Origin of the sequence: Streptococcus oralis (assembly GCF_001075875.1) — a bacterium.
Taxonomy (GTDB): Bacteria; Bacillota; Bacilli; order Lactobacillales; family Streptococcaceae; genus Streptococcus; species Streptococcus oralis_I.
The window spans coordinates 1-3,891 of record NZ_JUOS01000199.1 but is presented as its reverse complement, the minus strand read 5'-3'; the positions used below and the strand labels follow the sequence as shown (position 1 = coordinate 3,891).

Sequence of the window (3,891 nt, the reverse complement as noted above, 5' to 3'; positions counted from 1 at the left end):
CGTATATGTGTTACTGACTTCGTCAGTTCTATCCACAACCTCAAAACTGTGTTTTGAGCAGCCTGCGGCTAGCTTCCTAGTTTGCTCTTTGATTTTCATTGAGTATAAGTTTGAGATAAAGTTCATTAAAAAAACGATTCAACCGAATGAAGCAATTTTCTGTTTGAAAAAATCCAAAGTACCCGAAAGTAGTTTCAAATGTCTGAGTTTAGGTTTCAAAAACTGAAAGTGAAATCTGTTCTATATTCATCTATCTTAAAATAGGGTAATTTATTATATAATGAGAATAAGATAAAATTTGAAAGGAGTAGGAGACTCTAGTTAACGATGGGTCGTTAAGTGAGAGAAAATTTGAAAGAGCGAGTGTAACCATTCGTGAAAAAGTAATTTTTGTTAGTTAGTCAGATGGCTAAAAATTTTAAGCAAAAAAGAAAGCGCTTTATTTTTAAAAATGAAAGGAAGAAAGATGAAGCATAATCAGTTGGAGAGAAAACAACGATACGGAATTCGCAAATTTACAGTAGGAGCCGCTTCAGTAGTGATTGGAGCAGTTGTTTTTGGTGCATCGCCGGTATTAGCACAAGAAGCAACAACTACCAATAAGGAGACGACAGAACTAGGAGTAGAGAAGGAACAGGCAGAAAAAGCAGTAGATACTGAAAAGAGTGCGACAGAGTCTAATGGGGTAGATACAGTCACACATGCATCTACAGAAGCACATACTGGAACAGAGACAACTGCAACGGCAGAAACAACTGCAATAGCAGAAACGGCAGAAGCAACTAGAGAAACCGAAAAAGATCCAGCTGCGCTTCCACGTGATTACTATGCTAGAGAGTTGGAAAATGTCAATACTGTTCTTGAAAAGGAAGATGTAGAGACTAATGCTGCAAATAGCAATAGAATTGATCTGACAGAGCAATTGGAAAAACTGAAACAGCTTCAAAATGCGACCATTCATATGGAGTTCAAACCAGATGCTTCTGCACCAGCATTTTACAACCTTTTCTCAGTCTCAAGTGATAAGGTTCGAAATGAATATTTCACCATGGCTGTTTACAACAACGTTGCCTTGATTGAGGGCCGCGATCAAAACGGCGATCAATTTTATGATAGATACACAGACGCACCATTAACTGTCAAACCAGGTCAGTGGAACTCAGTAACCTTTACAGTTGAAAGACCAAGTGCAGATTCTCCAGATGGGCAAGTTCGTCTCTATGTAAACGGAGTTTTGTCACGAACAAGTAAGAAATCAGGACGCTTTATCAAAGATATGCCTGATGTGAATCATATGCAAATTGGTACCACAAATCGTGCAGGAAGTATGGTTTGGGGGGCAGGTTTACAAGTTCGTAATCTAACTGTTTATGATCGTGCCTTGAGTCCAGAAGAAGTTCAAAATCGTAGCTACCTCTTTGAAAGATCCGAATTAGAGAAAAAGCTTCCAGAAGGAGCTGAGATAACAGATAAAAAGGATGTCTTTGAAGCTGGTAAAAATGGGCAATCAAATCCAGATGGTATTAATAGCTATCGTATTCCAGCCCTCCTTAAGACTGACAAGGGAACTCTGATTGCTGGAGCTGACGAACGCCGCTTGCACCACTATGACTGGGGAGATATCGGTATGGTCGTCAAACGAAGTGAAGATCAGGGTCAAACATGGGGCGATCGTATCACACTTACGAATCTACGCGACAATCCAAAAGCTACTGATCCATCTGTTGGTTCACCAGTAAATATCGATATGGTTTTAGCTCAAGATACTGAAACCAAACGAATCTTTTCAGTCTATGATATGTTCCCAGAAGGAAAAGGTATCTTTGGGATGTCAGCTGAAAAAGAGGAAGCTTATAAAGAAATTGATGGGAAAACCTACCAAATTCTCTATCGTGAAGGAGAAAATGGGGCCTATACTATTCGTGAAAATGGTGTTGTCTACACACCAGATGGTCAGGCAACGGATTATCGTGTTGTTGTAAATCCTGTCAAGCCGGCTTATAGCGATAAAGGTGATCTTTATCAGGGTGAGCAGTTACTAGGAAATATCTACTTTACAAGTAATAAAACTTCTCCATTTAGAGTTGCTAAAGACAGCTACCTATGGATGTCTTACAGTGATGATGATGGTAAAACTTGGTCTGCACCACAAGATATTACTCCAATGGTCAAAGCTGATTGGATGAAATTCTTAGGTGTGGGACCTGGAGTGGGAATTACCCTTCAGAATGGACCTCATAAAGGTCGGATTGTCGTCCCTGTTTATACGACAAACAGAACAAACCACCTCAATGGTTCTCAATCATCTCGGATCATCTACTCAGATGACCATGGTAAGACTTGGCATATGGGTGGCGGTGTCAATGATAACCGTACACTTTATGATGGTACAGTAGTTGATTCAAGTAACATGAACAATTACTATGCTCAAAACACGGAGGCTTCAGTTGTTCAGCTGAACAATGGTCAGTTGAAACTCTTTATGCGTGGTTTGACAGGTGATTTGCAGGTTGCGACAAGTTATGATGGTGGTATTACATGGGACAACTATGTAGCACGCTATGATGTGCCAGATGTTTATGTTCAAATGGCAGCGACTCATACGGTTCAAGATGGTAAGGAGTATATCCTTCTAGCAAATGCCAATGGCCCAGGTCGTAAGAATGGTTACATTCGAGTGGCTCGTGTAGAAGAAGATGGCGAGTTGACTTGGCTGCATCATCATTTGATTCAAGAAGGGGAGTATGCCTATAACTCACTTCAACAGATCGGACCAAAAGAATTTGGTCTCTTGTACGAACATCATGAAGCTGGAGGCAATCCTTATACTCTATCTTTCAAGAAATTCAACTGGGATTTCCTAACGAAGGAAAGAATTTCTCCTAAAGAAGCCAAAGTTAAAAATGTTATTGAAAAATGGCCAGGAATTCTTGCAGTAGAATTTGATTCAGAAGTTTTGGTTAACAAAATCCCAACACTTCAGTTGGCAAATGGTAAAAAAGTAAACTTCATGACCCAGTACGATACGAAGACTCTTCTATTTACAATAGATAAGTCAGATCTTGGTCAGGAGATAACTGGACTTGCTTCTGGAGCTATCGAGAGTATGCACAACCTTCCAGTGAGTCTTGAAGGAGCAGGTATTCCTGGAGCGGCCAACGGTAGTGAAGCTGCTGTTAACGAAGTACCAGAATTCACAGGTGGTGTTAATGGTGTAGAAGCTGCGACTGCTGAAATTCCAGAATTTACAGGTGGAGTCAATGGTAGTGAAGCAGCTGTAACGGAGCTCCCAGAGTATACTGAACCTATTGGTACAGTAGGTGAAGAAGCAGCACCGATAGTAGAACTTCCAGAATTTGCAGGTGGTGTCAATGGTGTAGAAGCAGCTGTTAACGAAGTCCCAGAATTTAGTGGTAGTGTGAATGCAGTAGAATCAGCTAAGTTAGAACTTCCAGAATTTGCGGGTGGTGTCAATGGTCTAGAACCAGCTGTTCATGAAGTCCCAGCATTTACGGGCAGTGTGAAGAATGACGTCGCACCGACAGAAAAACCAGGATTTGTAGGCGATGTCAAAGGTTCAGAAGGAGCAGGCCATAAAGATCCAGATCACAAAGGTCAGCAGTCTATTGTATCACAGGCTATGTCACAAGATAAGACCTATCAAGCACCTGCAGTTCGTCAAGATGTTCTTCCTAAGACAGGAAACGAAGATGACTCTGTCATTGCCTCAGTAGGACTTGTGGGGATGCTCCTTGGTATGTTTGCTTTGGGGAAGAGAAAAGAAGATTAGTCAAATCGTTAAAATTGAAGGTTTCCTTAGTGAAACTAAATCTTATACTCAATGAAAATCAAAGAGCAAACTAGGAAGCTAGCCGCAGGCTGTACTTGAGT

Annotated in this window: 1 protein-coding gene; it reads left to right on the top strand. The window is 40.9% G+C overall.

The genetic code is table 11. From position 1 onward, the window contains the following. Positions 1–466 precede the first annotated feature (466 nt). Positions 467–3,790 carry an SIALI-17 repeat-containing surface protein gene (locus ADM33_RS10350; protein ID WP_049505060.1) on the top strand — a complete coding sequence of 1,108 codons (3,324 nt, stop codon included), beginning with the start codon at positions 467–469 and terminating at the stop codon, positions 3,788–3,790. The last annotated feature ends 101 nt before the right edge of the window (positions 3,791–3,891 follow it).

Excerpts from the sequence above, each read along its gene's own strand:
- ADM33_RS10350 (WP_049505060.1), top strand. The coding sequence starts at position 467 with ATGAAGCATAATCAGTTGGAGAGAAAACAACGATACGGAATTCGCAAA.